The organism is Mycobacterium sp. NGS67 (assembly GCF_059812185.1).
Window position 1 is genome coordinate 94,258 of record NZ_JCALCF010000007.1, and the last position, 25,725, is coordinate 119,982.

The 25,725-nt window shown below is 68.2% G+C and carries 28 protein-coding genes and 1 riboswitch; of the genes, 10 read left to right on the forward strand and 18 right to left on the reverse strand.

Features of this window, described 5'->3' with window-relative positions; genetic code table 11:
* The first annotated feature begins 93 nt into the window (after window positions 1-93).
* The 4 genes from AC5Y4D_RS08410 to AC5Y4D_RS08425 are packed head-to-tail and all read left to right on the forward strand — an operon-like array spanning window position 94 to window position 4,031.
* Window positions 94-2,709 carry a sensor histidine kinase gene (locus AC5Y4D_RS08410; protein WP_500036946.1) on the forward strand — a complete coding sequence of 872 codons (2,616 nt, stop codon included), beginning with the start codon at window positions 94-96 and terminating at the stop codon, window positions 2,707-2,709.
* Window positions 2,706-3,137 carry a roadblock/LC7 domain-containing protein gene (locus tag AC5Y4D_RS08415; protein ID WP_499941599.1) on the forward strand — a complete coding sequence of 144 codons (432 nt, stop codon included), beginning with the start codon at window positions 2,706-2,708 and terminating at the stop codon, window positions 3,135-3,137. Before AC5Y4D_RS08410 ends, AC5Y4D_RS08415 begins: the two co-directional genes overlap by 4 nt.
* A complete protein-coding gene (locus AC5Y4D_RS08420; RefSeq protein ID WP_499941601.1) occupies window positions 3,113-3,478 on the forward strand; it encodes a DUF742 domain-containing protein in 366 nt (121 codons plus the stop codon). Before AC5Y4D_RS08415 ends, AC5Y4D_RS08420 begins: the two co-directional genes overlap by 25 nt.
* Window positions 3,459-4,031 (forward strand): GTP-binding protein, encoded by a 573-nt coding sequence (locus AC5Y4D_RS08425; RefSeq protein ID WP_499941602.1) that lies wholly within the window; start codon window positions 3,459-3,461, stop codon window positions 4,029-4,031. The genes AC5Y4D_RS08420 and AC5Y4D_RS08425 overlap by 20 nt, the downstream gene beginning before the upstream one ends.
* A gap of 93 nt (window positions 4,032-4,124) precedes the next feature.
* On the opposite strand, the gene AC5Y4D_RS08430 is transcribed toward AC5Y4D_RS08425, so the two are convergent.
* Together AC5Y4D_RS08430 and AC5Y4D_RS08435 are read right to left on the reverse strand one after the other, a co-directional pair.
* Entirely contained in the window at window positions 4,125-6,755 is a 2,631-nt protein-coding gene (locus tag AC5Y4D_RS08430) for an FHA domain-containing protein (protein WP_499941604.1), read from the reverse strand.
* Window positions 6,756-6,785: 30 nt separating this feature from the next.
* The gene (locus AC5Y4D_RS08435) at window positions 6,786-7,982 is read right to left on the reverse strand and encodes an NADH:flavin oxidoreductase (RefSeq protein WP_499941606.1); all 1,197 of its coding nucleotides are present in this window, start codon (window positions 7,980-7,982) and stop codon (window positions 6,786-6,788) included.
* A 191-nt stretch (window positions 7,983-8,173) separates the two neighbouring features.
* On the opposite strand from AC5Y4D_RS08435, the gene AC5Y4D_RS08440 reads away from it, so the two are divergent.
* Both AC5Y4D_RS08440 and AC5Y4D_RS08445 read left to right on the forward strand, forming a co-directional pair.
* Window positions 8,174-9,019 (forward strand): bifunctional methylenetetrahydrofolate dehydrogenase/methenyltetrahydrofolate cyclohydrolase, encoded by an 846-nt coding sequence (locus AC5Y4D_RS08440; RefSeq protein WP_499941608.1) that lies wholly within the window; start codon window positions 8,174-8,176, stop codon window positions 9,017-9,019.
* Window positions 9,016-9,309 carry a DUF3017 domain-containing protein gene (locus tag AC5Y4D_RS08445; protein ID WP_499941610.1) on the forward strand — a complete coding sequence of 98 codons (294 nt, stop codon included), beginning with the start codon at window positions 9,016-9,018 and terminating at the stop codon, window positions 9,307-9,309. The genes AC5Y4D_RS08440 and AC5Y4D_RS08445 overlap by 4 nt, the downstream gene beginning before the upstream one ends.
* A gap of 9 nt (window positions 9,310-9,318) precedes the next feature.
* Here AC5Y4D_RS08445 and AC5Y4D_RS08450 read toward each other — a convergent pair whose 3' ends face one another.
* On the reverse strand, window positions 9,319-9,765 hold the full coding sequence (locus tag AC5Y4D_RS08450; protein ID WP_499941612.1) for a DUF732 domain-containing protein: 447 nt from the start codon (window positions 9,763-9,765) through the stop codon (window positions 9,319-9,321).
* A 172-nt stretch (window positions 9,766-9,937) separates the two neighbouring features.
* Between AC5Y4D_RS08450 and AC5Y4D_RS08455 the strand changes: the two genes are divergently transcribed.
* Entirely contained in the window at window positions 9,938-11,374 is a 1,437-nt protein-coding gene (locus AC5Y4D_RS08455; protein WP_499941613.1) for an FAD-dependent oxidoreductase, read from the forward strand.
* A gap of 101 nt (window positions 11,375-11,475) precedes the next feature.
* Here the strand turns inward: AC5Y4D_RS08455 and AC5Y4D_RS08460 are convergent, their stop codons facing one another.
* From AC5Y4D_RS08460 to AC5Y4D_RS08470, 3 genes are read right to left on the reverse strand one after another with little or no spacing between them, the layout of a single operon-like run.
* Window positions 11,476-11,844 (reverse strand): DUF4267 domain-containing protein, encoded by a 369-nt coding sequence (locus tag AC5Y4D_RS08460; RefSeq protein WP_499941615.1) that lies wholly within the window; start codon window positions 11,842-11,844, stop codon window positions 11,476-11,478.
* Entirely contained in the window at window positions 11,841-12,164 is a 324-nt protein-coding gene (locus tag AC5Y4D_RS08465; RefSeq protein WP_499941617.1) for an NIPSNAP family protein, read from the reverse strand. Before AC5Y4D_RS08465 ends, AC5Y4D_RS08460 begins: the two co-directional genes overlap by 4 nt.
* A complete protein-coding gene (locus tag AC5Y4D_RS08470) occupies window positions 12,164-12,637 on the reverse strand; it encodes a DUF1772 domain-containing protein (protein WP_499941619.1) in 474 nt (157 codons plus the stop codon). The genes AC5Y4D_RS08465 and AC5Y4D_RS08470 overlap by 1 nt, the downstream gene beginning before the upstream one ends.
* Before the next feature lie 100 nt (window positions 12,638-12,737).
* Here AC5Y4D_RS08470 and AC5Y4D_RS08475 point away from each other — a divergent pair, with 100 nt between their 5' ends.
* Complete coding sequence (locus AC5Y4D_RS08475; RefSeq protein WP_499941621.1) at window positions 12,738-13,340, forward strand: TetR/AcrR family transcriptional regulator; 603 nt, start codon at window positions 12,738-12,740, stop codon at window positions 13,338-13,340.
* On the opposite strand, the gene AC5Y4D_RS08480 is transcribed toward AC5Y4D_RS08475, so the two are convergent.
* The 6 genes from AC5Y4D_RS08480 to AC5Y4D_RS08505 form a co-directional block, all read right to left on the reverse strand.
* On the reverse strand, window positions 13,304-14,035 hold the full coding sequence (locus AC5Y4D_RS08480; RefSeq protein WP_499941623.1) for a class I SAM-dependent methyltransferase: 732 nt from the start codon (window positions 14,033-14,035) through the stop codon (window positions 13,304-13,306). The two genes, AC5Y4D_RS08475 and AC5Y4D_RS08480, sit on opposite strands and share 37 nt — an antisense overlap.
* Entirely contained in the window at window positions 14,032-15,174 is a 1,143-nt protein-coding gene (gene metX / locus AC5Y4D_RS08485; protein WP_499941625.1) for a homoserine O-acetyltransferase MetX, read from the reverse strand. The genes AC5Y4D_RS08480 and metX overlap by 4 nt, the downstream gene beginning before the upstream one ends.
* A 14-nt stretch (window positions 15,175-15,188) precedes the next feature.
* Entirely contained in the window at window positions 15,189-16,544 is a 1,356-nt protein-coding gene (locus tag AC5Y4D_RS08490; protein ID WP_499941627.1) for a bifunctional o-acetylhomoserine/o-acetylserine sulfhydrylase, read from the reverse strand.
* A 39-nt stretch (window positions 16,545-16,583) separates the two neighbouring features.
* Window positions 16,584-16,703: riboswitch (SAM riboswitch) on the reverse strand.
* Window positions 16,704-16,762: 59 nt separating this feature from the next.
* The gene (gene ephH / locus AC5Y4D_RS08495; RefSeq protein WP_499941888.1) at window positions 16,763-17,560 is read right to left on the reverse strand and encodes an epoxide hydrolase EphH; all 798 of its coding nucleotides are present in this window, start codon (window positions 17,558-17,560) and stop codon (window positions 16,763-16,765) included.
* A 149-nt stretch (window positions 17,561-17,709) separates the two neighbouring features.
* Window positions 17,710-18,114, reverse strand: coding sequence for a type II toxin-antitoxin system VapC family toxin (locus AC5Y4D_RS08500; RefSeq protein ID WP_499941629.1), 405 nt, complete (start codon window positions 18,112-18,114; stop codon window positions 17,710-17,712).
* Window positions 18,115-18,124: 10 nt separating this feature from the next.
* Complete coding sequence (locus AC5Y4D_RS08505; RefSeq protein ID WP_499941631.1) at window positions 18,125-18,355, reverse strand: FitA-like ribbon-helix-helix domain-containing protein; 231 nt, start codon at window positions 18,353-18,355, stop codon at window positions 18,125-18,127.
* 121 nt (window positions 18,356-18,476) lie between these two features.
* Here AC5Y4D_RS08505 and trpS point away from each other — a divergent pair, with 121 nt between their 5' ends.
* Both trpS and yhjD read left to right on the forward strand, forming a co-directional pair.
* Window positions 18,477-19,496, forward strand: a complete 1,020-nt coding sequence (trpS, locus tag AC5Y4D_RS08510; RefSeq protein ID WP_499941633.1) for a tryptophan--tRNA ligase — start codon at window positions 18,477-18,479, stop codon at window positions 19,494-19,496.
* A 7-nt stretch (window positions 19,497-19,503) separates the two neighbouring features.
* Complete coding sequence (yhjD, locus tag AC5Y4D_RS08515; RefSeq protein WP_499941635.1) at window positions 19,504-20,544, forward strand: inner membrane protein YhjD; 1,041 nt, start codon at window positions 19,504-19,506, stop codon at window positions 20,542-20,544.
* Here yhjD and AC5Y4D_RS08520 read toward each other — a convergent pair.
* The 6 genes from AC5Y4D_RS08520 to AC5Y4D_RS08545 form a co-directional block, all read right to left on the reverse strand.
* On the reverse strand, window positions 20,541-20,855 hold the full coding sequence (locus AC5Y4D_RS08520; protein ID WP_499941637.1) for a DMT family transporter: 315 nt from the start codon (window positions 20,853-20,855) through the stop codon (window positions 20,541-20,543). The genes yhjD and AC5Y4D_RS08520 overlap by 4 nt on opposite strands.
* Window positions 20,855-21,973: an N-acetylglucosamine-6-phosphate deacetylase gene (gene nagA, locus AC5Y4D_RS08525; protein WP_499941889.1), complete on the reverse strand. Its 1,119-nt coding sequence runs from the start codon at window positions 21,971-21,973 to the stop codon at window positions 20,855-20,857. The genes AC5Y4D_RS08520 and nagA overlap by 1 nt, the downstream gene beginning before the upstream one ends.
* On the reverse strand, window positions 21,973-23,340 hold the full coding sequence (locus tag AC5Y4D_RS08530; protein ID WP_499941891.1) for a sugar porter family MFS transporter: 1,368 nt from the start codon (window positions 23,338-23,340) through the stop codon (window positions 21,973-21,975). Before AC5Y4D_RS08530 ends, nagA begins: the two co-directional genes overlap by 1 nt.
* On the reverse strand, window positions 23,337-23,660 hold the full coding sequence (locus tag AC5Y4D_RS08535) for a hypothetical protein (protein WP_499941639.1): 324 nt from the start codon (window positions 23,658-23,660) through the stop codon (window positions 23,337-23,339). The genes AC5Y4D_RS08530 and AC5Y4D_RS08535 overlap by 4 nt, the downstream gene beginning before the upstream one ends.
* Before the next feature lie 10 nt (window positions 23,661-23,670).
* Window positions 23,671-24,906: a D-alanyl-D-alanine carboxypeptidase DacB1 gene (dacB1, locus tag AC5Y4D_RS08540; RefSeq protein WP_499941640.1), complete on the reverse strand. Its 1,236-nt coding sequence runs from the start codon at window positions 24,904-24,906 to the stop codon at window positions 23,671-23,673.
* 74 nt (window positions 24,907-24,980) lie between these two features.
* On the reverse strand, window positions 24,981-25,652 hold the full coding sequence (locus tag AC5Y4D_RS08545; RefSeq protein ID WP_500036947.1) for a hypothetical protein: 672 nt from the start codon (window positions 25,650-25,652) through the stop codon (window positions 24,981-24,983).
* Window positions 25,653-25,725: the final 73 nt, after the last annotated feature.

Genomic DNA, 25,725 nt, shown 5'->3' on the forward strand with positions numbered 1-25,725 from the left:
CGCATCACGTTCGCGGCTATCTGTCGGCGAATAAGCAGCAGGAAGTTCGATGACTCTCTCGTTTCACGCGACGCCGCTTGAAAGCGCGATCACGTGACCATGTTCGCCCGCCCGACTCACCCGGTCGCAGCGGCACCCGCCACCCCGGCGCCGGCGCCGGCCAGACGGCCGGGGGCATGGTCGCTGCGCAACTGGCCGGTGCGGTGGAAGGTGTTCGCGATCGCCTTGGTGCCGCTGCTGTTGGCGACGGTGTTCGGGGCGCTGCGGGTCGAGAGCGCCCTTTCCCACTCCAGCGGCCTGCGGTTGGCCGCGGCCCGGGCCGACGTGATCCCGACGATCACCAAGTACATGTCCGCGCTCGACGTCGCGCTGCTGGCCGGTTCTACCGGACGCGACGTGGAAGGGGCGAAGAAGAATTTCGCCTCGCGTAAGAACGAGTTGCAGACCCGCCTGGCGGGCACCGACGTTCTCCCCGACGTCCGGACCGCGGTCGACACGCTGCTCAACAGTGGGCAGACGCTGCTGGACAAGACACTGGACAACAGCATCAGCCTGCGCGACCGGATCACCACCTACGCCCCGCTGCTGCTGACCGCCGAGGACGCCATCAACGCCTCGGTCCGCGCGGACAGTGAGCAGATCCGGTCGCAGGTGCAGGGCCTGAGCCGGGCCGTGGGCGCCCGCGGCCAGATGACCCTGCAGCAGATCCTGGTGACCCGCGGCGCCGACCTGCCCGAACCTCAGTTGCGCACCGCGATGATCACGCTGGCCGGTACCGAGCCGTCGACCCTGTTCGGCATGAGCGAGGTACTTGGCGCCGGCTCCCCGGACGCCAAGAACCTGCAGCAGCAGATGGTCACCCGGATGGCGATCATGTCCGACCCGGCCAGCGAACTCGTCGACAATCAGGACCTGCTGCGCTCGATACAGACCACGCAGGGAATCGCCGAACAGATCATCACCAACACCACCGCCGAGGTGACGAAGTCGGTTCAGGCCCAGGCCGACGACCGGCGCGCGACCGCGGTCCGTGACGCCGTGCTGGTGCTGGCGGCCATCGCGATCGCGCTGCTGATCGTGCTGCTGATGGCGCGGGCGCTGGTCAAGCCGCTGCGGTTGCTGCGCGACGGCGCGCTGAAGGTCGCCCACACCGACCTCGAAGGCGAGATCGAGCGGGTCCGCGCCGGCGGTGAACCGATCCCCGAACCGCTGGCGGTGTACACCACCGAAGAGATCGGCCAGGTCGCACACGCGGTCGACGAACTGCACACCCAGGCGCTGCTGCTGGCCGGTGACGAGGCCCGGCTGCGGTTGCTGGTCAACGACATGTTCGAGACGATGTCGCGCCGCAGCCGCTCCCTGGTCGACCAACAGCTGGCGTTGATCGACCGGCTGGAACGCGACGAAGAGGATCCCGAGCGGCTCGACAACCTGTTCCGGCTGGATCACCTGGCCGCCCGACTGCGCCGCAACAGCGCCAACCTGCTGGTCCTGGCCGACGCGCAGATCACCCGCGACCAGCGCGACCCGGTCCCGCTGTCGACGGTGATCAACGCCGCGGTGTCCGAGGTCGAGGACTACCGCCGGGTCGAGACGGGCGCCGTGCCGGACTGCACGGTGCTCGGCACCGCCGCCGGCGGCGTCATCCATTTGCTCGCCGAGCTGATCGACAACGCGCTGCGTTACTCGCCGCCGACCACACCGGTCAAGGTGTCTGCCGTGCGGGGCAGCGAGGGCGGTGTGCTGCTGCGCATCGCCGACTCCGGGCTGGGGATGACGGACTCCGACCGGCGGATGGCGAACATGCGGTTGCAGCCCGGCGGCACGCCGGAGCCCACCCCGGAGAACGCGCGGCACATGGGCCTGTTCGTGGTGGGCCGGTTGGCCGCCCGCCACGGTGTCCGGGTGGGACTGCGTGGTCCGGCAAGCGGCGAAACGGGCGGCACCACGGCCGAGGTGTATCTGCCGGTGACGGTGCTGGTCGGCGGGCAGCCACCCGAACCGCCGCAGCGGCAGTTCTTCAAGGTGAGTCCGCCCCCCGAGCCGGCGGCCCCGGCGGCCTCGCCCGTCCCCGCCGGTGGGCAAGCGGTGACGTCGCTGCCGCGTCGCAGTCCCGGGTCCAGCGGCATCACCGCCGGCGGCCCGGTCGGCGCCCCGGAGCCGGAACCCAAGCAGAAGCGTCCGTTGCCGACGCCGTGGTGGGAGAAGGGATCCCAGCCGGCACCGGCCGAGCCGGCACCGCCCACCACGACGGCCTCGGACACCTCGGCGTTCTTCGCCCGGCGTCCCGCACCGCCGGCCGCCCCGCCCCCCAAGCCGGCGCCGCCGGACCTCAAGCCGTCGGGACCCGATGACGACGACGTGATCTACCAGCGGATGCTGTCGGAGATCATGGGCGACCCACACGACCTGGTCCGAAGCCCCGACCTGGATTGGCAGACGGTATGGGACCGCGGCTGGACGGCGGCCGCCGAAGCCGAGGACAAGCCGGTCGAGTCGCGCACCGAGTCCGGGTTGCCGATGCGCACCCCGGGGGCCCGCCTGGTGCCGGGAGCGGCCGACGACGACGAGCCCCGACAACCGGCGTCCAACGGCGGTTCGCACCCGGGTCGCGACCCCGACGCGGTCCGGGCCAGCATCGGCAGCCACTTCAGCGGAGTTCGTGCCGGACGAGAGCACGCCCCGGAGGAAGGGGCCGATCAGCAATGACCGTCCAATCCTCCTACAGCCCGCTGGACTGGTTGGTGTCGAAGTTCGTGCGCGAGGTCCCCGGTGTGGCGCACGCGCTGCTGGTGTCGGTCGACGGGCTGCCGCTTGCGGCCAGCGAGCACCTGCCGCGCGAACGGGCCGACCAACTGGCCGCGGTGGCATCGGGACTGGCCAGCCTGGCCACCGGCGCCGCGCAGCTGTTCGAAGGCGGGCAGGTGCTGCAGTCGGTGGTGGAGATGCAGCACGGCTTCCTGCTGTTGATGCGCGTCGGCGACGGCTCGCATCTGGCGACGCTGGCCATGCCGAACTGTGACATCGGCCAGATCGGCTACGAGATGGCCATTCTTGTCGAACAGGTGGGCAACGTCGTGCAGTCCGCCCGCCGCGCCGAGCCCGAGCCGCGATGGACCGACGCGAACCACCGCTGAGCCCGAACCTGGTCCGCCCGTACACTTTGACGGCCGGACGCACCGGCACCGACGTCGACCTTCCGTTGGAGGCGCCGGTGCAGACGGTGCAGGCCGGTGAGGCGTCGCCCTGGGGGGCCGACGATGTGCGCGGCAGGATCATCGGGCTGTGCGCGGGTAGCCCGTCGGTTGCCGAAGTGTCGGCGCGGCTGGATTTGCCGGTCGGTGTTGCGCGCGTCCTGATCGGGGATCTGGTCGGCGCCGGTTACCTTCGGGTGCACAGGACCTTGACCGACCGCTCCACCCGCGATGAACGGCACGAACTCATAGGAAGGACGCTGCGTGGCCTCCGAGCACTCTGAACCGCACGGCACCGCGTCGACGAAGATCGTCATCGCGGGCGGGTTCGGGGCCGGCAAGACCACGTTCGTCGGGTCGGTCTCGGAGATCATGCCGCTGCGGACCGAGGCGATGGTGACCGACGCCTCGGCGGGCGTCGACATGATCGAGGCCACCCCCGACAAACGCACCACCACCGTCGCGATGGATTTCGGTCGCATCACGCTGGCCGAGGACTTGGTGCTGTATTTGTTCGGCACGCCCGGTCAGCGCCGGTTCTGGTTCATGTGGGACGACCTGGTGCGCGGTGCGATCGGGGCGATTGTGCTGGTCGACTGCCGGCGATTGCAGGACAGCTTCGCCGCCGTCGACTTCTTCGAGCACCGGCGGCTGCCGTTCCTGGTCGCGGTCAACGAGTTCGACGGTGCGCCAAGGTATCCCGTGGGTGAGGTGCGCAAGGCGCTGACCCTGCCCGAGCACATCCCGGTGATTTCCGTCGACGCCCGCAACCGCAGGTCGGCCACCGACGCGCTGATCGCGGTGAGCGAGTACGCACTGGCCAGCCTGGCCAGCTGACTGTTGGCCGAGCAGACGCAAAAGCCCCTAAAAAGTGCGGTTTTCGGGGGCTTTTGCGTCTGCTCGCGCAGGGAAAGCTAGCGCAGGGGAAGGCTAGCGCCGCTTGAGGCGGATCCTCCACCACACGATGAAGCTGTAGATGATGCACAGCAGCGCCAGCATCGCCATGTCGAATAGCCAGGTGCCCGGATTGTGTTTCCAGTGCGAGTCCTTCGGCTTGACCGGACCCGGTACCAGCTTCTCGATGTTGACCGTCGACGACGACGCCGAATAACCCCACCGCGCGGGGGTGGCCCACGACAGCTGGTCGAGCAGGAACCGGTCGGTCACCCAGATCATTCCGCCGGAGAACACCAGCTGCGACATGATCGCCAACACCAGCATCGGCATGATCTGGTCTTGCGATTTCGCCAACGCCGACAGCGCCAAGCCCAGAATCGCCGAGGCCACGCAGGTCGCGGCGACCGTCACGAACAGCTCGATGCCGACATTGCCCAGTAGCACAGCGTCGGTGGGCGGATAGCCCCAGCCGACCAGCGTGATGATCGTCGCGATCGCAGCCTGAACGATCGCGAACCCGCTGAACACAGCGATCTTGGCGCCCAGATAGGCCCCCGTGGACAGGCCGACCGCCTGTTCGCGATTGAAGATCGGACGCTCGCCGACCAGGTCGCGGATCGTCAGCGCGACGCCCATGAAAACAGCGCCGACGTTGAGCATCACCAGGATCTGCCCCGGCTGGTCGGGGTTGCTGCTCACCGCCTCGGCAATGCCGAACCCGGTCTCGCCGCGCACGGTCATGGCGAGGATCCCGATCAAGAACGGCAGAACCGCCAGGAAGACCGTGTATCCGCGGTCGGAGATCACCAGCCGCACCTGGCGGCGGGCGATGGTGGAGAACTGGTGCAAGGCACTGGTGTGCACCGGTTCACCCAGGTCGGCCGGGCTGCTCTTGGCGGCCGGTTGCGGCCCCCCCGCGTTTTCGGCAAGGAACCGGCGGTTGGCCTCGTCCGGGTCGGCGCCCACTTTGGTGAAAATGTCGGCCCAGTTAGTGGTGCCCATGGCCGCGCCGATCTGATCGGGCGGGCCCAGGAATGCGGTTTTGCCGCCGGGGGCGAGCAACAGGATCTGATCGCAGACGTCCAGGTAGGAGACCGAGTGCGTGACCACCAGCACCACGCGACCGGCGTCGGCCAGCTGGCGCAGCATCATCATCACCTGGCGGTCCAGCGCCGGGTCCAGACCCGAGGTCGGCTCGTCGAGAATCAGCAGCGACGGTCCGGTGAGCAGCTCCAGCGCCACCGACGCACGCTTGCGCTGACCGCCCGAGAGCTTGTCCACCCGGGTCTCGGCGTGCTTGGTCAACTCGAGCTCCTCGAGGACCTGGGCGACCACCTGCGCGCGGTCACCCTTGCTGGTGTCGGGCGGGAGCCGCAGCTCGGCGGCGTAGCCGAGGGCCTGGTTGACGGTGAGCTGCCGATGCACGACGTCGTCCTGGGGGACCATGCCGACCCGGCTGCGCAACGAGGCGTACTCCCCGTGGACGTCGTGGCCCTCGAAGGTCACGCTGCCGGTGCTGGGGCTGGTGTAGCCGGCGATCACCCGCGACAGCGTGGTCTTGCCGGCGCCGGACCCGCCGATGATGGCGGTCAGCGTGCCGGGGCGGGCGGTCAGCGAGATGTGGTCGAGCAGTTGCTTGCCGCCCTCGACGGTGAACGTGACGGAGTTGACCTCCAGCCCGCCGGACCGGGTGGCCGCTGCGGTGCGGCGTACCAGGGTGCCGCCGGCGAACACCAGGTCGACGTTTCCGATGGTGACCACGTCACCTTCGGACAGGATGGCCGACCCGACCCGCACCCCGTTGACGAACGTGCCGTTGACGCTTTGGTTGTCGCGGATCTCCGCACCCAGCGGAGTCAGGGTCAGGAAGGCGTGCTGCCGGGACGCGAGGACGTCCTGGATGACGATGTCGTTGTCGGTGGAGCGGCCGATGGTGACCGACCCGGCGGGCTTGGCGTGTGACCCCGTCCGCGTCAGCAGGGCCTGGAACATCTTGGTCGCGATGTTGCCGGCGTCGGGCGGCTTGGCGCCGATCGGCGGCCCGGGGCGCGGAGGCGGCTGTCGCGGTGGCGCATGCGGGAAATTCGGCGACGACGGCGGCGGCCCGCTGACCGGGTAGCCGGGCGGGGCCCACGGCTGGCCGCTGCTGGGGTACATGGGCTGCCCCGGCGGCGGGGGAGGGGGCCCACCGGGCTGCGGCCGCGGCGGCGGGGCGCCCCGACTGGGCAGCCGCGAGGTTGGTGGTGCTGCTCCGGAAGGCGGACCCGGCGGTCCGGCCGGCCAGCCCCCGGACGGGCCCGCCACGGCGGGGATGCGCATCGACTCGGTTTGCGGTGGGCGCCCGGCCGGTCCGCGGTGCCGTCCGACCTCGAAGATCAGCAGGGGACCGTCCGGGTTTCCGATGTTGACGCCCTGACCGTCCTGGATGTCCACGACCGGCACTCGGCGGCCGTTGGCGTACGTGCCGTTCAGGGAGTTGTTGTCGATCGCCAGCCAACGGCCCTGGTCGAAGCGCAGCAGCAGGTGGGCGCGCGAGATCAGCGGATGGGTGATGCGCAGGTCGGCGCGCAGATCGCGGCCCACCACCACGTCGTGTCCGGCTGCAAAGGTGCGCTCCGAACCGTCATGACGGACGGTCAGCGCTGGCGGGACGGGCGGAGACATTGGTGACAACCTTAGCCGGTAGGCCCGGAGTCACTCCCTGTCCGGCGCGCCGGTCAGCACACAGCGGGTGCGGGTGTAGATGGTCGGCATGCACTGATTGCAGTGCGTGCATGCGGACCGGACGGCCGCGCCGTCGCGCGCGATCTTGTTGATCAGGTCCGGCTCGGCCAGCAGCGCCCGACCCATCGCGACGAAGTCGAAGCCCTCCGCCATGGCCAGGTCCATGGTGTCCCGGTTGGTGATGCCGCCGAGCAGGATCAGCGGCATCTTCAACTCGGCGCGGAACAGTTTGGCCTCATTGAGCAGATACGCCTCTTTGTACGGATACTCGCGCAGGAACTTCTTGCCGGTCATGCGCATGCCCCAGCGCATCGGCGGCTTGAAGGCGCCGGCGAACTGCTTGATCGGAGCGTCGCCGCGGAACAGGTACATCGGGTTGACCAGCGAACTGCCGGCGGTCAGCTCGATCGCGTCCAGGCCACCGTCTTCTTCGAGCCATTTGGCGGTGGTGACCGCCTCCTCGTTGCTGATCCCGCCGCGGACGCCGTCGGACATGTTGATTTTGGCGGTCACCGCGATCTGCCGCGGACCCTGATCCACCGCACGGCGCACCGCCATCACCACTCCGCGGGCTACCTTGGCTCGGTTGGCCAGCGAGCCACCGAATTCGTCGGTGCGCCGATTGATCAGCGGCGACAGGAACGAACTCGCCAGATAGTTGTGACCCAGATGGATCTCGACCGCGTCGAACCCGGCCTCGACGGCAAACCGCGCGGCCTTGGCGTGGTCGGCGAGCACGTCGTCGATGTCGTCGGCGTTTGCCTTGCGGGCGAATCGCATCCCGATCGGATTGAAGAACCGCACCGGAGCCAGGGCGGTGGCCTGGTTGGACTTGGCGTTGGCGACCGGCCCGGCGTGGCCGATCTGCGCGCTGATCGCGGCTCCTTCAGCGTGAATCGCGTCGGTGAGCTTGCGCAACCCGGGCACCGCCTCGGGACGCATCCACAGGCCGTTGCCTTCGGTGCGTCCGCCGGGGGAGACCGCGCAGTAGGCGACCGTGGTCATGCCGACCCCGCCGGCTGCGGGCAGGCGGTGGTACTCGATCAGGTCGTCGGTCACCAGTGCGTCGGGTGTGCGGGCTTCGAAGGTCGCGGCCTTGATAATGCGGTTGCGCAGCGTCACCGGACCCAGCTTGGCGGGGCTGAACACATCTGGGGCAGCAGACATAGAGGGAGCCTATCGGCGATCGCAAGCGCGGCGAAGCCGGGCGAGGCGGGTCGCCGCCATTGGGCACAGCGGCGATCGCAAGCGCGGCGAAGCCGGGCGAGGCGGGTCGCCGCCATCGGGCACAGCGGCGATCGCAAGCGCGGCGCTGCCGGGCGCCACCGCACCCCGGCGAACGTGCGAGACTGTCAGCCGTGGGCGCAATCACGCTGGACGGCAAGGCCACCCGTGACGAGATCTTGTCCGACCTCACCACGCGAGTGGCGGCTCTGAAATCGTCGGGCCGTACGCCTGGCCTCGGCACCATCCTGGTCGGGGAGGATCCCGGCTCCCAGGCTTACGTGCGTGGCAAGCACACCGACTGTGCCAAGGTGGGCATCACCTCGATCCGCCGCGACCTGCCCGCCGACATCTCCACCGAGACGCTCAACGAGACCATCGACGAGCTGAACGCCAACCCGGACTGCACCGGCTACATAGTGCAGCTGCCACTGCCCAAGCATCTGGACGAGAACGCCGCGCTCGAGCGCGTCGACCCGGACAAGGACGCCGACGGCCTGCACCCCACCAACCTGGGTCGCCTGGTGTTGAACACCCCGGCGTCGCTGCCGTGCACCCCGCGCGGCATCGTGCACCTGCTGCGCCGCTACGACGTCGAGATCGCCGGCGCTCATGTGGTGGTCATCGGCCGCGGCGTGACGGTCGGGCGGCCGTTGGGCCTGCTACTCACCCGCCGTTCCGAGAATGCGACAGTCACGTTGTGCCACACCGGAACCCGTGATCTGGGCGCGCTGACCAGGCAGGCCGACATCATCGTGGCCGGTGTCGGGGTGCCGCATCTGCTGACCGCGGACATGGTGCGTCCCGGCGCGGCCGTCGTCGACGTCGGAGTCAGTCGGGTGGACGGCAAGCTCACCGGCGACGTGCATCCCGACGTCTGGGAAGTGGCCGGTCACGTGTCGCCCAACCCCGGCGGCGTCGGTCCCCTGACCCGAGCGTTCCTGCTGACCAACGTCGTCGAGTCAGCCGAACAGCAATGACCGTCCGGGCCATTCTGGCGCGCGCGGCCCGCGCCCAGTGGCCGATCCTGCTCGTCGGGTTGATCTTCCTGGTGGCGTTCGTGCTGGCGGGGGCGAACTTCTGGCGCCGCGGCGCGCTGCTGATCGGCATCGGCGTCGGGGTGGGCGCCGCGCTGCGGCTGGCGCTGCCCGAGGAACGGGCCGGACTGCTGGTGGTGCGCAGTCGGGGAACCGATTTCCTGACGACCGCGTCGGTCGGTGCCGCGATGGTCTACATCGCGTGGACGATCGACCCGCTGGGTACCGGTTAGCGCAGCAGCTCAGGACCCGGGCAGACCCGGTATGGCGCCCAGACCCGGGATGCCGCCGGCCAGGCCGGGTATCGCCGAGGCGCCCGGAAGCTGTTGCAGCCCAGCCAGATTGCCGCTGGCGACGTCAGCCATCACCGACGGGCAGTACATCTGGATCGCGATGGTGGTGAACATGCTGGCCATCTCCGGCGACATGCCGTTGCTGCCCCGGATGCGCGTGGCGGCCGCGGCGAAGTTGCCGCCCGGTTGAACCAGCATCGGGCAGACCGATTGCCCCAGAGCTTCGGCGTCGATCGGGTCTCCGACGTTGACACCGGCGTTGGTCAACGCGGTGATGAAGGCGTCGTCGACGGGACTTGCCTCGGCCGGTGCGGCGAACGCCGCCGCCGCAGTCAGCATCCCCGCGGCGCCCGTCAACAGACGAACCGACAACGGTTGGTGGCGCAAAGGGTTCATGTGGTCTCCTCTTGGTGTGTCCAGAACCTTTCTCTACGGCGGTCTCATTCGGGACACGATGGCGTAAAGGTTTGGTCCGGTCGGCGTTTCGCGTTCGGTAACAACACGATCGGATCACGCTGTGCCGCGACACGTTGGCGGACAACCACATTGGCTACCGGCGCGACTGACAATGCGGTCCATGATCTCTCGCCAGGCTTTTCTTCGGGGCGCCGCCGGAGCGTTGGCGACCTCCGCGCTGTTCCCGACGAGGGCATGGGCCGAGCCGACGGGCGCGTGGAGCGGGTTGGCCACCTCGATCGGTGGCAGGGTGCTGCTGCCGGCCGACGGTGCCTCCTTCACCACCGGTAAGCAGGTGTTCAACTCCAACTACGACGCCGCGAACCCGGCGGCGGTGGTGGTGGTCACCTCCCAGCAGGACGTCGAGAAGGCGGTCGCGTTCGCGGCGGCCAACAGGCTCAAGGTCGCACCCCGCGGCGGCGGCCACTCCTATATCGGGGCGTCGAACGCGAACGGGGCCATGGTGCTCGACCTGCGCGGCCTGCAGGGCGGAGTGAACGTCGACAACGGCGCCGGCACCGTGACGGTGCCGGCGGGAACCCAGCTCTACGCGATACAGCAGGCTTTGGCCGGCGCGGGCCGGGCGATACCGGCCGGCAGTTGTCCTACCGTCGGGGTGGGGGGTTTGACGTTGGGCGGCGGGATGGGCGCGGATTCCCGCCACGCCGGCCTGACCGCCGATGCATTGCGGTCGGCCACGGTGGTGTTGCCCAACGGGCAGACCGTCACCGCTTCCGCCGAAGACCACCCGGATTTGTTCTGGGCGCTGCGCGGCGGCGGTGGCGGCAATTTCGGGGTGACGACGTCGCTGACGTTCACGATGTTCCCGACCTCCGATTCCGATGTGGTGCGCGTCGACTTCGCGCCGTCGGCCGGCGCGCAGGTGCTCACCGGCTGGCAGACATGGCTTTCCGCTGCCGATCGCAACACCTGGGGCTTGGTCGACCTCTCGGTCAACGGGGCGCAGGGCAATTGTCATGTGCTGGCGACCTGCCCGGCGGGCACCGGCCAGGCCGTTGCCGATGCCATCAAGTCCGCGGTCGGCGCCGCGCCCACGGCGGCCGAGCACAAAACGCTGAGCCACATGGAGCTGGTGACCTATCTGGCCGGTGGCAGCGCGACGAGTTCGCCGCGCGGCTTCGTGGCCGGATCCGACGTGATCGGAACCCTCAATTCGGCTGCGGCGCAGGCAATTGTCGGTGCACTCGGCAAATGGCCGGCCGAAGGCGGTCGTGCCTCGGTGATCGTCGACACGCTGTCCGGAGCCGTGGGCGACGTCGACGCGACGGCGACGGCCTTCCCGTGGCGCAGCGCAGCCGCCGTCGCGCAGTGGTATGTGGAGAACGGGAACGGCCAGACGTCGACGTCCAGTACCTGGGTGGCGACCGCGCACCAAACGGTGAAGCAGTATTCGGTCGGGGGCTACGTCAATTATCTGGAGGCCAACACCTCGGCGTCACGGTATTTCGGGTCGAACCTGGCGCGGCTCAGCGCTGTTCGTCAACAGTACGACCCGAATCACGTCATGTACTCCGGGCTCGACTTTTAACTTCGCGTTTAGCTCCACCCGCTCCGGCCGCCGAGAGTGGATTCCACGACGCGACACGCCGCGGTGGCGTCGCCGGACGCACACTCGCCGGGGAAGGCTGGTCAGGAGATAAGCAGCAGAGTGGCAGTCGCGAGCATGACGGCGGCGGTGAGACCGTGGACGCCCACCGCGATCGACTTGGAGCCGCCGTGGCGGAGCACGATGAGCGCGTCGGCCAACGGAATGATCGTGGCGGCCAGGATCATCCAGCCGAGCAGGTGCGTGGCGCCCGCGGCGATCATGATGAAGACGAAAATCCCCCACGCGATGTCGCGGATCCCCTTGACGCTCAGGTAGGCGTCAGTGGATCGATCGGCTTGCACGCCGTAGCCGGCGGCAGCCACGCGCGGCGCGACGATGAATCGTGCACCGATGAAGACGATGCCCACGCCGATGAGTCCGGCGAGCGTATAGCCGATGGTTGCGGTCATGCCGAGAGCTCCTGCGCCGAAAATAGTGAGTCAAGCAGCACCGATTGGACGTCGACGATCTCCTCGACATCGAACCCGGCCATGTCGGCGGTGAACTCCGGGCTGGCCATGACCTGCCGAGTGAGTTGTTCGGGTTCGGCGCCAGGTGGATAGCGGATCAGCGCGACGAGTCGATTCGCGCCGCCGGTTCGCTCCGACCACACGCCGTGCGTAGTGATGCCGAAAGTCCGGAAGGTGGGCAGGTGCCGAGCCCAGTGAACCGTGGCGTACCGCCGCAGCGCTTCGGGTGAGCGCAGGGTGTAAATCCTCAGTTGCAACATCAGGCCGCCAGCACCACGCACAGAGCGGCCAGCGCCAGACCCTGCAGCACAGCGCGGGCGCCGATGACGCGGTCCCAACTTGCCTGCAGCGCCCGTCCGTTCGTCAGCTGGCGCCCGGCATCGGCTGCCGCGGTGAGCTGCTTGTTCAGCGGTGCGCTCACCCGCAGGTAGACCACCAGCCAGATGGACAGCGACAGTACGGCGGTGGCCGCCGCGATCGCGTGCGTCCAATGTGCGCTTGCTGCCGCCAGCACTGCGCTGACCAGGGCGGCGAGCAGGCCGAGCACTCCAGGTACCGGCATGCGCCGGTCCCCGTAGCGGTGCACGCTCCCCATCACCGTGACCAGGGCGTTGTCGCCGATCGATGCCAACGCCGGGCGCATAACCGTCGCGCAGAACACGTCAGTGCCGTAGACGACGGCGTTAGCCAGCACCGCGATCAGCGCGGCGAAGCGGGTGAGGTCAAGGGCCATGTAGTTACTCCCGTCAGACGAACTGCTAGCAATGCTAACCCCTAACGCGCAGCTGGGGCAATAGCGGTGCTAGAAATTAAAGCAATGCTAGAATGACGACATGGCAATTCAGGACCGACGGGAACGTGAGCGGGCCGCGCGTCGGCGGCTGATAATCGACACGGCCCGTAAGTTGGCCGAAACCGAAGGGTGGGACGCAGTCACCACACGTCGGCTCGCCACCGAGATCGAGTACAGCCAACCGGTGCTGTACAAGCACTTCGCCGGCATGGAACACGTCGCCGAAGCGGTGGCGATCGAGGGCTTCGGCGAACTCGCGGACGTGTGCGCAGCCGCATCAGCAGCCAGCGCCGCGGGCGATGCCCTGACACGAGTCGTGCGCGCCTACCTGGACTTTGCCCGCGACAACCCGGCCGTTTACGACGCGATGTTCACTCGAACCACCACTTTGCGCTTCGCCGCCGAAAGCACGCCGCCGCAACTGCAGGCGGCGTTCGCCCGGTTGCGAGAAGCGGTCGAGGGGACGGCCGCAGAACACGACACAGACACAGACACAGACACGCTCACCGAAGTTTTCTGGGCGGCGTTGCACGGGCTGGTCACCCTCGGCCGGACCGGACGACTACGTCCCGACCACGACTCGCAACGCGTGCAACTACTCGTCGATCAGTTCAGCGTGGCTCGCACGCACACCGTAATGTAGGGCAGCGCAAGGCCATTGGAGTTGGCTAGTGCCGGATGGGTTCTCAACAGTTCGCGCACCTTGTCCAGCGTCCGGGTGCGCACTTCGGCAGGGGAGTTGATGCAGTAGGTGCGGGACGCGACGAGATCGATAAGTGCTTGCGGGGTAAGGTAATTCGTCCACTCGAGCTGATGGCGCTGCGGCTCGGTGAACGGTGCGGGGAACGTGACGTCGAAGCGGCCGCCGTCGTCGTCGCGGCCGATGATCTCACCGAGTTCGCGCACCCAGCCCAGCCGTTCGTCGCGGGTGTTCCACACCAGGCCCAGCCGGCCTCCCGGTCGCAGCACCCGGGCGACCTCCGGAATCGCGCGGGCCGGATCGACCCAGTGCCACGCCTGCGCGACCAGCACGGCGTCAACGCTGTTGTCCGGCAACGGAATCTCCTCCGCGGTACCGAGCAGCGCGCGGGTCTGCGGCAGCGACGCGGACAGCACTTCCAGCATCTCCGGAACCGGGTCGACGGCGACGACGTCCAGGCCGCGTTCAACCAGTCGGGTGGTCAACTTGCCGGTTCCGGCCCCCAGGTCGAGCACCTCGCGGGCGTCGGACGGCAACAGCCAGTCGATGGCCTCCGGCGGATACGACGGGCGACCACGCTCGTAGGCGGCCGCCGCCGAGCCGAACGACAGGGAGCGGTCACGCCGGGATCGGGTCACCTTTGCGACCCTGCACACGTGCCCGCAGCGAGTTCCAGTGTCTCGCGGATCAATTCGCCGACGGCCTCGGTTTCGACCAGGAACCCGTCGTGCCCGCAGACCGACGGCACCACCCGCACGTCGACGCAGCCTGGCAACAGTTCGGCCAGCTCGTCCTGCAACCGCAGCGGATAGAGCCGGTCGGAGGTGATGCCGCCGACCACCACCGGCACCGGGCAACTGGTCAGCGCCGCATGCACGCCGCCCCGGCCCCGTCCGACGTCGTGGCTGTTGAGCGACTCGGTCAGGATCACGTAGCTGCCGGCGTCGAAGCGGGACAACAGTTTGTCGCCCTGATGCTCCAGGTAGCTCTGCACGGCGTAACGGCCGCCGGCCGACGGGTCCTCGCCGGTCTGGGGGTCGTTGCGGAACCGCACGTCCAGCTCGATCTCGCCGCGGTAGGTCAGGTGCGCGAACCGGCGCGCGACCCGCAGCCCGTCCTCGGGTGCGCGGCCGGTGTCGTAATAGTCGCCGCCCTGCCAGTTCGGGTCGGCCTTGATGGCCGCGATCTGAGTGGTCTGGGTGCCGATCTGGTCACCGGTGGCGCGCGCACCCACCGCCAGCAGCAGCCCGGCTCGCACCCGGTCGGGGTGACCGACGATCCACTCCAACGCTCGCGCGCCGCCCATGGATCCGCCAACGACGGCGGCCACCTGAGTTATTCCCAGTGCTTCCAGCGCGGCGATGTCGGCCTGCACCTGGTCGCGCACCGTGACCAGCGGGAACCGGGAGCCGTACGGCTGGCCGTCGCGGGCCAGCGAACTCGGGCCGGTGGAACCCCGGCAACCACCCAGCACGTTGGTGGCCACCGCGCACCAGCGGTCGGTGTCGATGGGTGCGCCGGGCCCGGCCACCCCGTCCCACCAGCCGGGCGTCGGATGCCCGGGTCCGGCGGGTCCGATGACATGCGAATCGCCGGTGAGCGCGTGCAGCACCATCACCACGTTGTCCCGTGCCGGCGACAACTCGCCCCAGCGCTGCACCGCGATGTGCACGTCGGGCAGGACCGCGCCGCTCTCCAGCGTCAGCGACCCGATGTCGACGACACCGATCTCGCCTTCGGCGGGCAACGTCTGAGTTGGCACGTCAGAGATCGTCATGTTCTACGCGGTCCTCAGAAGGCAGCCACGGCCTGCGGGTCGCTGCCGTTGGCCGCGTATACCCCGGCCGCCGCGAATCCAAGCTCCAGGTCGGCCAGGATGTCGTCGATGCCTTCGAGGCCGACGGCCAAGCGCACCAGTCCCGGCGTGACCCCGGTGGCCAGTTGCTCGGCCGCACTGAGTTGGGCGTGCGTGGTGGACGCGGGATGGATCACCAGCGAGCGCACGTCGCCGATGTTGGCGACGTGGCTGTGCAGCTGCAGCGCGTCGACGAACGCCTTCCCGGCCTCGACCCCGCCGGCCAGCTCGAAGGCCAGTACGGCCCCGGTTCCCTTGGGCGCCAGCTTCTTTGCCAGCTCGTGCCACGGCGAACTGGGCAGCCCGGCGTAGTTGACCGACAGGACGTCGTCGCGGCCTTCCAGGTATTCGGCGACCCGCTGGGCGTTGGCGACGTGGCGCTCCACCCGCAGGCTCAGCGTCTCCAGGCCTTGGGCGACCAGGAACGCGTTGAACGGCGAGGCCGCCGAGCCGAGGTCGCGCAGCAACTGCACGCGCGCCTTGAGCGCGAACGCGGGAGGTCCCAGCTCGGCGAACACGACACCGTGGTAGCTGGGGTCGGGCGTGGTGAAGCCGGGAAAGCGGCCCTGCGTCCAATCGAAGGTGCCGCCGTCGACGATCACCCCGGCGATCGCCGAACCGTGCCCGCCGAGGTACTTGGTGGCCGAGTGCACCACGATGTCGGCGCCCTGAGACAGCGGCTGGATCAGATAGGGGGTGGCGATGGTGTTGTCCACGATCAGCGGCACCCCGTTGCGGTGCGCGACCTCGGAAACCCCAGGGGTGTCCAGGATGTCGATCTGCGGGTTGGAGATGGTCTCGGCGAAGAACGCCTTGGTGTCGTCCCGCACCGCGGCCTGCCAGGACTCCAGGTCGTCGGGGTCCTCGACGAAGCTGACCTCGATGCCCAGCTTGGCCAGCGAATAGTGGAACAGGTTGTAGGTTCCGCCGTAGAGCCGGGGGCTGGACACGATGTGATCGCCGGCGCCAGCCAGGTTCAGGATGGCGAACGTCTCGGCGGCCTGCCCCGAGGACAGGAACAGCGCGGCCACCCCGCCCTCGAGTGCGGCGATGCGCTGCTCGACCACGTCGGTGGTCGGGTTGCCGATGCGGGTGTAGATGTTGCCCGGCTCGGCCAGACCGAACAGCGCGGCGGCGTGCGCGACGTTGTCGAACGTGTAGGAGGTGGTCTGGTAGATCGGCAGCGCCCGGGCATTGGTGGCCGGGTCCGGCTGCTGGCCGGCGTGGATCTGCTTGGTTTCGAACGACCAGCCCGCAGTCGGATCGGTTTCGGTGGTGCCGTCAGTGCTCACGAAATGTTCCCCTGTCTGGCTCAGGGGCCCGTCATGGCGGACCCGCGCTTGCCGCGTAGCCGGTAGTGGCTACTCAACCTGGTCATCACCCGGGGCACCCCACCGCGGTTGGAGGGTTGCCGGCCAGCGAGCCGGGGCTTGACGCTGGCGCTCATGACCGACCCGCAGCCTATCGCATGGCGGGTGTCAGCTGCCAATTGCGCGCTGACGGTGGCCGGTTAGCTCGCGCCGGGCTCGACCGCGCGAGTGTCCTGCACGCACTCATCGAGGAAATCGAGGATGACCTCGGTGACCCGGCCGGGTGCCTCGAACATCGGCACATGGCCGACGCCTTCGAGTTTGGTGAATTGATGGTCGTCAGGCAGGTGGTGGCGGAAGTGCTTGCTGAACCTCGGCGATGGCACGATGCGGTCCTTGGTGCAGATCACCAGATGCGCCGGGACGGAGTTCTCGGCCAGTTCCTGGAGGCCGGGCATCAGCAGCGCCTTGACCAGCAACTGGAAATAGGCCGGGCAGTGCGCGACGTCGTCGATGATGACGCTCAACTCCCGTTCGCTGACCCCGTCAGGAGTCGCGCTGATGGCGTAGGTGGACAGCTGGCGGCTGAACGGAATGTGCAAGGCCTTGGGCCCCAGGAGCCAAGCGACGAGCAACAGCGGAATACCGAGGATGAATTTGGCGATCACCTCGAATTTGGCTGGGCTCCAACGGGTCCAACCGCCGGCCGGCGCGATGCCCATCACGCTGCGGGCACGACCCCGGCGCTCCAACTCGAACGCGACCCAGCCGCCCAGCGAATTGCCGACGATGTGCGCGGTGTCCCAGCCGAGTTCGTCCATCTGCTTCTCGACGTGATCGGCCAAGACATGCGAAGACAGGAAGTAGGTGCCCGCGCGCGGGCCCCCGTTGTGACCGGCCATCGTCGGGGCGAAAACCTCGTAGCGGCCGGTGTCGGCCAACTGCCGGGCGACGACCTCCCACACGGTCTGGGACATCAAAAACGGGTGCAACAGCAGCACCGGCTCACCCGAACCCAGGTGGATCGGCTCGCGGGTGGCCTCTGCTTCGGACGCACCTTTGAGGAAGCTTGGCATGAATTCGACAGTAAATGCGGTACCGGGGGTATCGCAAGGCGGCCCGGTCGGGGGCGCGGCGGCGCGTGGGCCTAGAGGACAGTGATCGCTACCGATATGCCGAGCTGATCAGTGGCGCTGGCCAGGCGGCTGTCGACGGTGACCACGGCGGCGGAGTGTTCGGCGGCTACGGCGATATAGAGGCCGTCGTAGATCGATACGTTATGCCGCCAGGCCCAGGCGGTCCGCAGTAGCAGTGGATCCGGAAGCACGTACTCGATGGCAAGTGCGGCGACGGCGTCGGCGGCGGCCTCGGCGTCTTCAGGTTCCAATTGGTTGCGCGATACGGCCTTGTGCAGGGTGCGTAGCACCTCGCCCGGCATGTGGGCCGGCGCGAGCCAACCGTCGTCGCTGTTCAGGACTGCGCGTGCCGCGTCGCCTTTGGGGCTGCTGCTCGTAAGCGCCAACACCAGCGCGCTTGCGTCCACCACGATCACCGGCGGAAGCTCACCCGTCGCGGTCGGCGCGGATGACGGTCGCCACTTCCTCGGCCGTCATGGTGAGGCTGCGATGACCAACCAATGCCTCCAAGAGTTGCCGGTTGCGCCCCGCCTGGTACTCCCGTTCCAACAGCGATCGCAGATACGCCTGGGTGGACTGGCCGCGCGCCGCGGCGCGGGCCGCCAGCGCGTCGCGGATTTCCTCGGGGACATCTTTGATCTGAATTGCGACGGCCACGGTCACAAACTATCACATGCGCATGGCATGCACATGCGCAGCAGTCCGAGGCCGGCAGCGCGGGTTGTCGACGCCTGACCGTCAGCTGCTGAAATATGCCCGTGAAAAGATCGACGGCATCATGAGCACCCCTACCGCAACGCGCCGAATCTTCTCCGGCGTCCAGCCCACCTCCGACTCGCTGCACCTCGGCAACGCTTTGGGCGCGGTCGCGCAATGGGTGGCGTTGCAGGACGAGCACGACGCGTTCTTCTGCGTGGTGGACCTGCACGCGATCACCATCCCGCAGGACCCCGCCGCGCTGCGCCGCCGCACGCTGATCACCGCCGCGCAGTATCTGGCGCTGGGCATCGACCCCGCGCGGGCCACCATCTTCGTGCAGAGTCACGTGCCCGCGCACAGCCAGTTGGCCTGGGTTCTGGGCTGTTTCACCGGGTTCGGTCAGGCGTCGCGGATGACGCAGTTCAAGGACAAGTCGGCCAAGCAGGGTGCGGAGTCCACCACCGTCGGCCTGTTCACCTACCCCGTCCTGCAGGCCGCCGACGTCTTGGCCTACGACACCGATCTGGTGCCGGTCGGGGAGGACCAGCGTCAGCACCTGGAACTGGCGCGCGACGTCGCGCAACGCTTCAACAGCCGTTTCCCGGATACCTTCGTGGTGCCCGACGTCCTCATCCCGAAGGTCACCGCCAAGATCTACGACCTGCAGGACCCCACGTCGAAGATGAGCAAGTCGGCGTCCACCGACGCCGGCCTGATCAGCCTGCTCGACGACCCGGCCAGATCCGCCAAGAAGATTCGTTCCGCGGTGACCGACAGCGAACGAGAGATCCGCTACGACGTCCAGGCCAAGCCGGGCGTGTCCAACCTGCTCAGCATCCAGTCCGCAGTCACCGGCGTGAGCATCGACGCGCTCGTCGACGGCTACGCCGGGCGCGGCTACGGCGACCTGAAGAAGGACACCGCCGAAGCCGTCGTCGAATACGTCAGCCCGATCAAGGCGCGGGTCGACGAACTCACGGAAGATCTGGGCGAACTGGAAGCGACGCTGGCGGCGGGGGCGCAGCGCGCCAACGACGTCGCCGGCAAAACCGTGCAACGCGTCTACGATCGGTTGGGTTTCCTTCCGCAACGGGCATAATCCAGACATGGCAGCGGAGGCCGAACGGGTCGAGCCGGGCTTGCTGGATCGGCTGCGAGCCAGGGTTCCTTGGCTGCCCCACGTGCTCGAGGCTTATCAGCGCTTCAGCAAGCAGAAAGGCTCCTTCTTCGCGGCGGGCCTCACCTATTACACGATCTTTGCGTTATTTCCTTTGCTGATGGTCGCTTTCGCGGTGGCCGGCTATGCGTTGAAGCGCCAACCGCAGCTGCTGACCACGATCAACTACAACATTCGGTCCGCGGTGTCGGGCGAACTGGGACAGCAACTGATCGATCTGATCAATTCCGCGATCGACGCGCGCGCCTCGGTGGGCGTGATCGGTTTGCTCACTGCAGTGTGGGCCGGTCTGGGTTGGATGTGGCACCTGCGCGAAGCGTTGAGCGAGATGTGGTTACAGCCGGTCGATCCGGCGGGCTACGTGCGCACCAAGCTGTCGGATCTGATCGCCATGCTCGGGACGTTCCTGGTCATCACGGTCACCATCGCGCTGAGCGCACTGGGACAGTCCGGACCTATGAACGCGGTGCTGAGATTGCTTCGCATACCCGACTTCTCGATTTTCGACGAAATCTTCCGCGGCGTCTCGGTATTGGTGTCGCTGCTGGTGTCGTGGCTGCTGTTCACCTGGATGATCGCCCGGCTGCCGCGGTTGCCGGGCAGCTTCGTCACCTCGATGCGCGCCGGATTGATGGCAGCCGTCGGATTCGAGTTGTTCAAGCAGCTGGGATCGATCTACCTGCAGACCGTGGTGCGCAGCCCGGCAGGCGCCACGTTTGGTCCGGTGCTGGGATTGATGGTGTTCGCGTTCGTCACCTGGTCGCTGCTGCTGTTCGCCACCGCCTGGGCCGCGACCGCCTCCGACGACGAGCGTGAAACGCATGTGGAGCCGCCACCTCCGGCGGTGATCAGCCCACGCATCCAGGTCAACGACGGCCTCAGCGGCCGCCAGACCGCGGCCGCGATGGCCGCGGGAGCCGTTGGAGCACTGACGCTTTCCCGGCTGACGCGCCGGCGTCGCGACCGCTAGCCGGTCAACTTCAGCCCGACGATGCAGCCGACGACCCCGGCGATCAACAACAGCTTGACCGGGGAGGCCGATTCGTCACCCGTCGCCATGGCGTAGCCCACAGTGAGTACCGCCCCGATGCCGACCCACACCGCGTAGCTGGTTCCGGTAGGCAGGCTGCGCATCGCGAACGCCAGCCCGGCCATCGAGAACAGCAGTGCCACACCGAAAACGAGCGACGGACCGAGTCGGGTGAAGCCCTCGGACTTGTTCAGCGCGGTCGCCCACACCGCCTCGAGAATTCCAGACACGGTCAACACGAACCACGCCATCATGCACCTCCGCTTGTCGGCTGCCAGCACCCGTCGACCATCACCGCACTCACCCTCGACTCCTGATCCAGTACAACGAGATTCGCGCTGAGGCCCACCCGGATGGCCCCTACCCCGGCCAGGCGCAGCGCACGCGCCGGGGTTGTCGACGTCGTCTGCACCGCGGCGGCCAATCCCGAGCCGGCCTGCACCGCGCGGAAGAGTTCATCCATGGTGGCGGTGCTGCCGGCGATGGTGTCGGTGCCGCGCACCCGCGCCACGCCCGCGGCGACGACGACGGGAACCGAACCCAGCCGGAATTCGCCGTCGCCGCAGCCGGCCGCGGCGGTCGCATCAGTGATGACGGCGACCCGCTCGGGACCGACTGTGGCCATCACCGCCGTGACGACGTCGGGATGCACATGCACTCCGTCGGCGATCAGTTCGACGGTGACCCGGTTGTCCTGCAGCAGGGCGAGCACCGGTCCGGGGTCGCGGTGATCCAGCGGCGGCATCGCGTTGAACACGTGGGTGCCGATGGTGGCGCCCAGCGCGACAGCACGCCGCGTCTGTTCGTAGGTGGCGTCGGTATGCCCCACGGCTACAACGACATTCGCGTCGACAAAACGCCGGATGGCGTGCTCGGCGCCGGGCAGTTCGGGAGCCAGCGTGACCATCCGGATGGTGCCGTCGGCCGCGTCGAGAACCGCCTCTATCTCGGCGGGATCCGGCGGGCGGATCAGGGTGTGGTCGTGGGCGCCGCAACGGGCAACACTCAGCCACGGGCCCTCCAGATGGATGCCGGCGACGACGCCCGAGCGCGTCAGTTCGGCGAGTCCGCTTACCGCAGTGAGCAACTGCGCGGGTGGCAGGGTGACCAGACTGGCCACGGTGGTGGTGGTCCCGTGCCGGCGGTGAAACTCCACCACCCGGTGGGCGCCGTCGGTGAAGGACGCCCCACCGCCGCCGTGCACGTGCATGTCGACAAAGCCCGGTACCACAACCGAATTCGGCAGGTCGACGTCGGGCGCCGAGGGCGGGTCACCCGCGCCGCAGGCGACGATCGCGGCGCCGTCCGTCTGCACCCAGCCCGGTCGGCACACCTGGCCGTCGACGACGACGGTCCCGGCGCGGATCATCATGACGACTCGGCGGGCCAGCGTCCGCCGTTCTCCCAGAAGTACCGGATGTCCTCCAGGTCACGGCCTTTGGTCTCCGGCGCGAACCGGTGCACCACGCCGAACGCGAGCACCGCGAACAGCCCGAAGATCGCGAAGACGGTTGCACCGCCCAGCGTTTCAAAGATGGTCAGGGAATAGCCGGCGATCAGCGCATTGGCGGTCAGGTTCGAGGTCAGCATCACGCTGGACCCCATCGATCGCAGGTGAGACGGGAAACTCTCGCCGGCGAACACCCAGACCAGCGAGCCGAACCCGAAGTTGAACCCGATGGTGAACAACAGTATCCCGAAGAAGCCGAATATCGGTGCGAGGCCACCGCCATGCCCGATGTCCCTGGCGTAGACGACGACCAGCACCGCGTCGGCGACGATCATCATCGCGATCCCGGACAACAGGATTGGTCGTCGGCCCAGCCGGTCGACGAGGGACAGCGACACGCATACCGCCGCCAATCCCGCGACCTGCACCATCGCCGGCAGTGCCAGTTGCCCGAAATAGTCGGTGAATCCCATGGCCTGGAACAGTTTCGGGCTGTAGTAGACGATCGCGTTGATCCCGGTGATCTGCACCAGGAAACCGAGCGTGACGACGAACAGCGTGGCCCGCAGATACGGCCGGCGCAGCATCTCGCCGATGGTGCCCCGGCCCTCCTGGACGGCGCCCGCGATCTGCGCCAGTTCGGTCTCGACGGCGTCGTCAGGTTCGATCCGCGCGAGCGCGCTGCGAGCTTCGTCGACGCGGCCCTTGCGCAGATACCACCGCGCGGTGTCGGGCATGCGCAGCAGCAACGGCAGCAGCAGCACCGGGGGCACGGTGGCCAGACCCAGCATCCAACGCCAGCTCTGGGTGGTCTCGGCCAGCAGGTACCCGAGCAGATAACCCAGGATGATGCCGGTGAGGGTGGCGAACTGGTAGGCGATCAACAATCTGCCGCGCACCGCGGCGGGCGCCGACTCGGCCACGTACACCGGCACGACCACGAGCGACACCCCGATAGTGACCCCCAGCAGGAACCGCGCCACCAACAGCGTCGGCAGCGAACCCGCCGTCGCCCCCAGCAGCGCGAACAGCGCGTACCCGATGAGGATCGCCACCATCGACTTCTTGCGGCCGAACGCGTCGGCCAGCACGCCGCCGCCCAGCGCCCCGGCTATCTGGCCGATCACCACCATGGTGGTGACCAGTCCCTGCTGCCCGGTGGTGAGGCCGAATTCCGTGGGCAGGAACAACAGGACGCCGGCGATGCTGGACAGGTCGTAGCCGTAGATGACTCCGATGCTGGCGGCGGTGAGCCCGACCAGCAACGCCCGCCGTCGAGCGCTCAGCCCTTGACCTTTGCTTTGAGGATCTCGATGACCTTGGCCGGGTCCTCGGGGGTGACGCAGGAGCGCACCCGGCGGCCGACGTCGAGGATCAGCAGGGTGGACTTGCGGTTCCGGTGGATGTCGAGGGGGAACCAGTAGCGCGGGTCTGACGCGCCCCAGATCCGGCCCTTGCCCGATGCCCAGCTCATCGCTTGGGCCTTGATGCCCTGGATGTCGCCATACCCGATCCGCTTGGCCGTAGCGAACGGAAAGTAGTAGCGATTGATGGTGATTCCGTCCTCGTCCAGCGTGAGGCCGGGATCCTCGTACAGGGCAGTCATCACGCAGAGTCTAGTGCTGCGTCCGGCTGTTCATCGACCGTGCGATCAGGATCAACCCGAACACGACGACGGCGCCGATGAACGCCACGCCGACCCGGATCGGCAACGCGTCGGCCGGCGACATCAGCCCGTCGGCCTGGTTGTTGTCGGGGGCCCGGCTGGCCGGATTGTTGGTGGGGGTGGCAAGCGACGGGTCGGGTTCGACCAACGACCCCACCTGGGTGCCCGCCGGCGTGCTGAACCCGTAATCGAGCAGGTGCGCGGCCTGTTCCCACGGCGCGATCGGCTGCCGGGTGCCGTGCAGCAGAATCGCCATCAGCCGTCGTCCGTTGCGGTTGGCCGCGCCGACGAACGTCTGGCCGGCGTCGTCGGTGTAGCCGGTCTTGCCGCCCATCGCGCCCGGATAGTGGTAGAGCAGCTGGTTGTCGTTCTCCAGTTCGTAGCCGGGATGGTCGCCGTGGCCGGGGAAGTCGAAGGTCCGGGTGGCGACGATGTCGGCGAAGATCGGATTGCGGTAGGCGTACCGGTAAAACAGGCCCATGTCGTAGGCCGAGGTGCTCATGCCCGGCCCGTCCAGCCCCGACGGCGTGGCGACGCGGGTGTCGTGCCCGCCCAGCTTGGCCGCCAGCACATTGAGCTTGTCCAGCGCGGCCTGCATGCCGCCGAGCTGCATGGCCAGCGCGTGCGCGGCGTCGTTGCCCGAGTGCATCAGCAGGCCGTGCAGCAGCTGGTTGATGGTGTAGGTGCCGCCGTTGTCGACGCCCACCTTGGTGCCCTCGGCGGCCGCGTCTTCGTCGGTTCCGGCGACCGTCTTGTTCTGGTTGAACGCGTTGATGGACGCCATCGCGACCAGCACCTTGATGATGCTGGCCGGGCGGTGGCGGCCGTGCGGATCCTTGGCGGCGATGACCGCGCCGCTGTCGATGTCGGCGACCAGCCAGGCCTCGGCGGAGACGTCGCCCGGTACCGGCGGGGTGTCCGGGGCGGCGACGATGCCGCAACTTCCCAGGGCATTGCCGCCGATCGGGGTGGCGGGAAGCGCGAGCGGCAGCGGGGGATCACCGGCCCGCGGCACCTCCGAGGAGTCGACCGCGGGTGGGGTGTTGATCTTGTACGGGCAGTTCGGCGCACCGGGGTTCACCTCGGCGCTGGGCTCGGCATTCGCCAGCGCGCCGGACCCGGCGAGCAGGAAAGCCGCCGCGGCCAGGCTCGATGCTGCGCGTATCGAGGTCCGTAGGAAGGGCATTGGTGAGCAGCGTAGGCGATCGGCGCCCCGATCGCAGGTCGCCGCGCGGTGTCGGTTTCCCCGCACCTGCCCGGTCAGAAGTCGAACCCGTAGCCCCCGCGTAGGTCTTTGTGCGCGGCCGCCAGGATGCGGTCGCACAGGTCCACCAGGTCGCCGAGGTCGAGATCGGAATCCCTGCCCAACATGTCGAGGAACACCGTCTCCTGCTTCCTGAGCTCGGACCATTTCAGTTCGCCCTCGTAGTACACGGTCGCGTCCTCCGCGGGCGCGGGACAGGCCGTGGATTGGGCCAACTGTCGCTTGCAGGCATCCAGCTGGGTCAGTGAGTAGCCGTGTTCGCGGAACTGACGGTCCCACTCGTCGAGTAGCAGACTCACCAGCTCGCGCACCGGCGGCGCGGCGTAGACCATCAGTTCGGCCACTCCGTCGTCCAGACCCAACCGCATCCGGAAGTCATACAGCTCCCGGATGGCCTCGGCGCGCCGCTGGCTGGCGACCTCCTCGGCGGTCCCGCGTCCCTCGTATTGGGCCGCGCGTTTGACGTACATGATCGCCGAGATCAGCGACTTGAGCACGGCCTTCTTGTCATCGGCCGCCCGTTTCTCGAAGTCGAGCACACGTTCGTGCCGGCGGTCTGCCGCCTTGTTCCTGGCGTCGATGCGCTTGGTCCAGATCGCGACGGTGGCGCTCGAAATCACGGACGCGAGAGGGACGAGAGCATTTGCTATCACCGTCATCCAATTCATCTGTCGACCCTAAACTCGCGGCTCCGGGTAGCGCACGCAAACGCGGGTAGCGCGTACCCGGCTATTTGACAGT

Excerpts from the sequence above, each read along its gene's own strand:
- AC5Y4D_RS08415 (WP_499941599.1), top strand. The coding sequence starts at position 2,706 with ATGACCGTCCAATCCTCCTACAGCCCGCTGGACTGGTTGGTGTCGAAG.
- AC5Y4D_RS08420 (WP_499941601.1), top strand. The coding sequence starts at position 3,113 with ATGGACCGACGCGAACCACCGCTGAGCCCGAACCTGGTCCGCCCGTAC.
- AC5Y4D_RS08430 (WP_499941604.1), bottom strand. The coding sequence starts at position 6,755 with ATGTCTCCGCCCGTCCCGCCAGCGCTGACCGTCCGTCATGACGGTTCG.
- AC5Y4D_RS08435 (WP_499941606.1), bottom strand. The coding sequence starts at position 7,982 with ATGTCTGCTGCCCCAGATGTGTTCAGCCCCGCCAAGCTGGGTCCGGTG.
- AC5Y4D_RS08445 (WP_499941610.1), top strand. The coding sequence starts at position 9,016 with ATGACCGTCCGGGCCATTCTGGCGCGCGCGGCCCGCGCCCAGTGGCCG.
- AC5Y4D_RS08450 (WP_499941612.1), bottom strand. The coding sequence starts at position 9,765 with ATGAACCCTTTGCGCCACCAACCGTTGTCGGTTCGTCTGTTGACGGGC.
- AC5Y4D_RS08455 (WP_499941613.1), top strand. The coding sequence starts at position 9,938 with ATGCGGTCCATGATCTCTCGCCAGGCTTTTCTTCGGGGCGCCGCCGGA.
- AC5Y4D_RS08460 (WP_499941615.1), bottom strand. The coding sequence starts at position 11,844 with ATGACCGCAACCATCGGCTATACGCTCGCCGGACTCATCGGCGTGGGC.
- AC5Y4D_RS08465 (WP_499941617.1), bottom strand. The coding sequence starts at position 12,164 with ATGTTGCAACTGAGGATTTACACCCTGCGCTCACCCGAAGCGCTGCGG.
- AC5Y4D_RS08470 (WP_499941619.1), bottom strand. The coding sequence starts at position 12,637 with ATGGCCCTTGACCTCACCCGCTTCGCCGCGCTGATCGCGGTGCTGGCT.
- AC5Y4D_RS08475 (WP_499941621.1), top strand. The coding sequence starts at position 12,738 with ATGGCAATTCAGGACCGACGGGAACGTGAGCGGGCCGCGCGTCGGCGG.
- metX (WP_499941625.1), bottom strand. The coding sequence starts at position 15,174 with ATGACGATCTCTGACGTGCCAACTCAGACGTTGCCCGCCGAAGGCGAG.
- trpS (WP_499941633.1), top strand. The coding sequence starts at position 18,477 with ATGAGCACCCCTACCGCAACGCGCCGAATCTTCTCCGGCGTCCAGCCC.
- yhjD (WP_499941635.1), top strand. The coding sequence starts at position 19,504 with ATGGCAGCGGAGGCCGAACGGGTCGAGCCGGGCTTGCTGGATCGGCTG.
- AC5Y4D_RS08520 (WP_499941637.1), bottom strand. The coding sequence starts at position 20,855 with ATGGCGTGGTTCGTGTTGACCGTGTCTGGAATTCTCGAGGCGGTGTGG.
- nagA (WP_499941889.1), bottom strand. The coding sequence starts at position 21,973 with ATGATCCGCGCCGGGACCGTCGTCGTCGACGGCCAGGTGTGCCGACCG.
- AC5Y4D_RS08535 (WP_499941639.1), bottom strand. The coding sequence starts at position 23,660 with ATGACTGCCCTGTACGAGGATCCCGGCCTCACGCTGGACGAGGACGGA.
- dacB1 (WP_499941640.1), bottom strand. The coding sequence starts at position 24,906 with ATGCCCTTCCTACGGACCTCGATACGCGCAGCATCGAGCCTGGCCGCG.
- AC5Y4D_RS08545 (WP_500036947.1), bottom strand. The coding sequence starts at position 25,652 with ATGAATTGGATGACGGTGATAGCAAATGCTCTCGTCCCTCTCGCGTCC.